This window comes from Pseudomonas sp. SDO55104_S430 (genome assembly GCF_054070595.1).
This window is the reverse complement of record NZ_JBSVXG010000288.1, coordinates 1-6,290: the sequence shown is the minus strand read 5'-3', so window position 1 is coordinate 6,290 and position 6,290 is coordinate 1. Positions and strand designations below refer to the sequence as shown.

General features: G+C 61.3%; 2 protein-coding genes. One reads left to right on the top strand and one right to left on the bottom strand.

All coding sequences use genetic code 11. The annotated features are described in order from the left end of the window. Positions 1–74: 74 nt before the first annotated feature. On the bottom strand, positions 75–2,372 hold the full coding sequence (locus ACW9JE_RS27705; RefSeq protein ID WP_457434566.1) for a fatty acid cis/trans isomerase: 2,298 nt from the start codon (positions 2,370–2,372) through the stop codon (positions 75–77). A 152-nt stretch (positions 2,373–2,524) separates the two neighbouring features. On the opposite strand from ACW9JE_RS27705, the gene metH reads away from it, so the two are divergent. Further along, positions 2,525–6,235 (top strand): methionine synthase, encoded by a 3,711-nt coding sequence (gene metH / locus ACW9JE_RS27700; protein ID WP_457434565.1) that lies wholly within the window; start codon positions 2,525–2,527, stop codon positions 6,233–6,235. The last annotated feature ends 55 nt before the right edge of the window (positions 6,236–6,290 follow it).

Below are 6,290 nucleotides of genomic sequence, written 5' to 3'. Positions count from 1 at the left end.
CATCCGGGTTGACTGACACACCTTCGCGAGCAAGCTTCGCTCCTACAGGGGAATGGCGTATGGATCGTGGGAGATCAGAGGTTTTCGTAGCGGTTCATGTCCAATACGCCCTCTTCCACCGGATCGGTTTCGTGGATATACAGGCTCAAATCATGGAAGTACTGCCAGAACTGCGGATGGCTGCGGCGAATGCCCCAGCGCTCGACGATTTTCTCGAAGCGGTTGGCGTCCTTGGCGTTTTCCATGGCATCGACGAACTCAGGAACCTGGGCAGCCGGAATGTTGAACATGAAATTCGGATAACTGCTCAGAACCCCCGGGAAAATGGTCACGGTGTCCAGTTCCGGCTGATAGCGCAACGACTCGCCCAGCAGGAACGCCACATTGCTATGAGCCCGATTTCGCAAAAGGCTGTACACCACCCGTTTGCCGCTGGCGGTCTCGACCCGCAGCATGGTGGCTTCCGGCAATTGATCGATCACCTTGAGCCCTCCCGCCGGACGTGAGGTCAGGCGGCTCAGCGCCTGCTCGGCGTCTTGCAGGTCGGGGTCGATGTTGGGTCGCGAGCAATAGGCGCCGTCGCAACGGTTGATCGGATCAGGCTTGGCGTTCAGTTCGCCGTAGCGAGCCAGCAGTTGCATCGCAAAATCGTATTTCGGGTCTTTTTCATCAAGCTTCAACGCAGTCGGCTTGTCGTCATCGATGTTTTCGTAATCCAGCCACATCTTGAATTTGCCGCTGCTCTGGTACCAGTCGTCGAGGTAATCCTCCCGGGAGTCCGCCGGCATCAGACGCAGAAAATTCTGCTCGGCACCGTTGCGGATCAGGTCGAAATAAAGCCGTGTCTGGGCCTGATGGGAGACATTGCCGAACACGTCGAAATTGACCGCCAACTGGTAATAGGTGCGCTCCAGCAACGGGTAGTCGAAGAGCCACATTGTCTGCGGCACCTCGCCGATCAGCCCTTTGGTCACGGCAGCGCTGTCGAAATGGCGAAAGATGCTCAACAAGGCATTGTCATTCCCGGCCCACAGGGTAGACCAGCTCGGCGCCGGCAGATCCGCATAGCTGTCGCGGCGCAGCGCCTCGTACTCGTTACGCTTGTTGCGGTAGTCGTGCCACAGGCTCAGCACGCTGCCAACATCGTCGTTCTGCCCTGGCATCGCCAGCAAGGGCGTGGCTTGCCCCCGGTAATTCGGGTCGGTGATATAGAGGTCATGTTCCGGCGCCTGGAACAGGGCCCAGAAATTATCGCGGATCACGTCCGTGGCGATCTGCCCCCGGCACACCGGGCCGCGAATGAAGGTGCGCACGAAATATTCGGCGTTATCGAGCATGAACTGATAGCGCGCCTGCGCCGGAATCGCCTCGAAGGTCGCGAAAGGATTGGCCCGGCTTTGCGGTCCATAACCCGGCAACGCTGTGACTTGCCAGTTGCCGTTATAGAACAGGCTTTTGACCCGGGCCATCTTCGCCGCGCTGAGCGGATAGGTGATGTGGGTCTTGTGCACGATAACGCCCTGCACCGGCCACAGACGGTAATAGAACTCGGTGCCGGGGTCGTCGTTCGGGCGACGGGTGCTGATCAGGTCGATTGGCTGGCCGGTGGGCGTGCGCGAGCGAACCCACTGGAAGAAATGCCCAGGCTCGCCGTCCTTGAAGTAGATGTGCGCCAGAAACCAGTGCTCGAACAGCCAGCGTCCAACCAGGCTTTGCCGGGCGCCCGGCGCGTTCAGCAAGTTTTCCCACTGAACAACCTGCAGCGCTTCCTTCGCGCTCGGCACCAGGCCCTGCTCGTCGATCGGCGCGCCGGACGCCAGCCAGCGTTGCAGGGTCTGGTATTGCTGATCGGTCAAACCGGTGACGGCCAGGGGCATGCCCTGCTGCGGATGGGTACTGGCATAACCGTCGAATTCCGCTGGCATGGCGCAGACGTTATCTCGATTGAGACCCAGCACAATGTCTTCCGGCAGCTTGGCATTGGGTTGCAGCGGCGCGCGATGGCCCAACTCGAGCATCCGCGCCATCAATGCCGCTTGGCTACCCTGAGCGTCGAGCACCGAATAAAAGCCTTTCTGCTGCCATGCCCGCTTGCCGAACGCGTCATAAAACAACCGGGTCGGTGCGGCGGCCTGACTGCGATCACCGTCATAGACCGGGGACTTGCTCGCGCCTCGCGCCGCGCCTTCGCCGCTGCCCAGGTTGAGCTGACAGGCCGAGTCGTAGCAGGCGTGGCAGGCCACACACTTCTCGGTGAAAATCGGTTGAATGTCACGGGTGTAGGAAATGGCAGGCGAATTTGCCGGTGCCTGCGCCAGGGCGCCCCAGTTCAGGCACAGCAATAGACTGCCGATGACGACGCGATATGACATTTCGATCCCGATCCTTGAAAAGACGCGCGATTCTACTGGTCAAACAGCCATGCCAACATGAGCGATATTCATGCAAAAGCCTGACATGCTCCAAAAGCGCACAGGTTTGCTATTATCCCGGCCTTTCGTCATGGCCTTTCCGAGTAGTCCAAATGTCCGATCGCAGCGTTCGCCTTCAAGCTCTCAAGCACGCCCTCAAAGAGCGCATCCTGATTCTCGATGGCGGCATGGGCACGATGATCCAGAGCTACAAGCTCGAAGAGCAGGATTACCGTGGCAAACGCTTCGCCGACTGGCCCAGCGACGTCAAGGGCAACAACGACCTGTTGGTCCTGACCCGTCCGGACGTCATCGCGGGCATCGAGAAAGCCTACCTGGATGCCGGCGCCGACATTCTGGAAACCAACACCTTCAACGCCACCCAGATTTCCATGGCCGACTACGGCATGGAAGAACTGGTCTACGAACTGAACGTAGAAGGCGCGCGCCTGGCGCGCAAGGTCGCCGACGCGAAAACCCTCGAGACCCCGGACAAGCCGCGCTTCGTCGCCGGCGTCCTCGGCCCGACCAGCCGTACCTGCTCGCTGTCCCCGGACGTGAACAACCCCGGTTACCGCAACGTGACCTTCGATGAACTGGTGGAGAACTACACCGAGGCCACCAAGGGCCTGATCGAAGGCGGCGCCGACCTGATCCTGATCGAAACCATCTTCGACACCCTCAACGCCAAGGCCGCGATCTTCGCCGTGCAGGGCGTGTTCGAAGAGCTGGGCATCGAATTGCCGATCATGATCAGCGGCACGATCACCGACGCCTCCGGCCGTACCCTGTCCGGCCAGACCACCGAAGCCTTCTGGAACTCCGTGGCCCACGCCAAACCGATCTCGGTCGGTCTGAACTGCGCCTTGGGCGCCCGCGAACTGCGCCCGTACCTGGAAGAGCTGTCGGACAAGGCCAGCACCCACGTTTCGGCGCACCCGAACGCTGGCCTGCCGAACGAATTCGGCGAGTACGACGAGCTGCCGGCCGAGACCGCCAAGGTCATCGAAGAATTCGCCCAGAGCGGCTTCCTGAACATCGTCGGCGGTTGCTGCGGCACCACCCCGGGCCACATCGAAGCCATCGCCAAGGCCGTGGCCGGTTACGCGCCGCGCCAGATCCCGGACATTCCCAAGGCCTGCCGTCTCTCGGGCCTGGAGCCGTTCACCATCGATCGCAACTCGCTGTTCGTCAACGTCGGCGAGCGCACCAACATCACCGGTTCCGCCAAGTTCGCCCGCCTGATCCGTGAAGACAACTACACCGAAGCCCTGGAAGTCGCCCTGCAGCAGGTCGAAGCCGGCGCCCAGGTGATCGACATCAACATGGACGAAGGCATGCTCGATTCGAAGAAGGCCATGGTGACCTTCCTCAATCTGATCGCCGGCGAACCGGACATTTCCCGCGTACCGATCATGATCGACTCCTCGAAATGGGAAGTGATCGAAGCCGGCCTCAAGTGCATCCAGGGCAAGGGCATCGTCAACTCGATCAGCATGAAGGAAGGCGTCGAGCAGTTCATTCATCACGCCAAACTGTGCAAGCGCTATGGCGCCGCCGTGGTGGTGATGGCATTCGACGAAGTCGGCCAGGCCGATACCGAAGCGCGCAAGAAGGAAATCTGCAAACGCTCCTACGACATTCTGGTCAACGAAGTCGGCTTCCCGCCGGAAGACATCATCTTCGACCCGAACATCTTCGCCGTGGCCACCGGTATCGAAGAACACAACAACTACGCTGTGGACTTCATCAACGCCTGTGCCTACATCCGCGACGAGCTGCCCTACGCCCTGAGCTCCGGCGGCGTGTCCAACGTGTCGTTCTCGTTCCGTGGCAACAACCCGGTACGCGAGGCGATCCACTCGGTGTTCCTGCTGTATGCGATCCGCAACGGCCTGACCATGGGTATCGTCAACGCCGGCCAGCTGGAGATCTACGACCAGATCCCTGTGGAGCTGCGCGACGCCGTCGAGGACGTGATTCTCAACCGCACTCCGGAAGGCACCGACGCCCTGCTCGCCATCGCCGACAAGTACAAGGGCGACGGCAGCACCAAGGAAGCCGAGACCGAAGAATGGCGCAACTGGGACGTCAACAAGCGTCTGGAGCACGCACTGGTCAAGGGCATCACCACCCACATCGTCGAAGACACCGAAGAGTCGCGCCTGTCGTTCGCCCGCCCGATCGAAGTGATCGAAGGGCCGCTGATGGCCGGCATGAACATCGTGGGCGACCTGTTCGGCGCCGGCAAAATGTTCCTGCCCCAGGTGGTGAAATCCGCCCGCGTGATGAAACAGGCCGTAGCCCACCTGATCCCGTTCATCGAACTGGAAAAAGGCGACAAGCCGGAAGCCAAGGGCAAGATCCTGATGGCCACGGTAAAAGGCGACGTGCACGACATCGGCAAGAACATCGTCGGCGTGGTGCTGGGCTGCAACGGCTACGACATCGTCGACCTGGGCGTGATGGTGCCGGCGGAGAAGATCCTGCAGGTGGCCAAGGACGAGAAGTGCGACATCATCGGCCTGTCCGGCCTGATCACTCCGTCGCTGGATGAGATGGTCCACGTGGCGCGCGAGATGCAGCGCCAGGACTTCCATCTGCCGCTGATGATCGGTGGCGCCACCACCTCCAAGGCGCACACCGCGGTGAAGATCGAACCCAAGTACAGCAACGATGCGGTGGTCTATGTTACCGACGCCTCCCGTGCGGTGGGCGTGGCCACGCAATTGCTGTCCAAGGAACTCAAGGCCGGTTTCGTCGAGAAGACCCGCGAGGAGTACATCGACGTCCGCGAACGCACCGCCAACCGCAGCGCCCGCACCGAACGCCTGAGCTATGCCGCCTCGATCGCGAAAAAGCCGCAATTCGACTGGGGCAGCTACACCCCGGTCAAACCGACGTTCACCGGCAGCAAAGTGCTGGATAACATCGACCTGAAGGTGCTGGCCGAGTACATCGACTGGACGCCGTTCTTCATTTCCTGGGACCTGGCCGGCAAGTTCCCGCGCATCCTCCAGGATGAAGTGGTCGGCGAAGCCGCCACCGCGCTGTACGCCGATGCCCAGGCCATGCTCGCCAAGCTGATCGACGAGAAGCTGATCAGCGCTCGCGCGGTGTTCGGCTTCTGGCCGGCCAATCAGGTGCGCGACGATGACATCGAACTCTATGGCGATGACGGCAAGGCGATTGCCAAGCTGCATCACCTGCGCCAGCAGATCATCAAGACCGACGGCAAGCCGAACTTCTCCCTGGCCGACTTCGTCGCGCCGAAGGACAGCGAGCTGACCGACTACGTGGGTGGCTTCATCACCACCGCCGGCATCGGCGCCGAGGAAGTCGCCAAGGCCTATCAGGAAGCGGGCGACGACTACAACTCGATCATGGTCAAGGCCCTGGCCGACCGTCTGGCCGAGGCCTGCGCCGAGTGGCTGCACCAGCAGGTGCGTAAAGAGCACTGGGGTTATGCCAAGGACGAGGCTTTGGACAACGAAGCGCTGATCAAGGAGCAATACAGCGGCATCCGCCCTGCCCCGGGCTACCCGGCCTGCCCGGATCACACCGAGAAGGCCACGCTGTTCGCCCTGCTCGATCCTGAATCCAGCGAAATGCGTGCCGGCCGCAGCGGCGTGTTCCTCACCGAACACTACGCCATGTTCCCGGCGGCAGCGGTCAGCGGCTGGTACTTCGCTCACCCGCAGGCGCAGTACTTCGCCGTGGGCAAGATCGACAAGGACCAGGTGCAGAGCTACACCTCGCGCAAGGGTCAGGAGTTGAGCGTGACCGAACGCTGGCTGGCGCCGAACCTGGGTTACGACGAGTAAACCCGACAACTCGGTCAAAATGTGGGAGCGGGCTTGCTCGCGAAAGCGCAGTGTC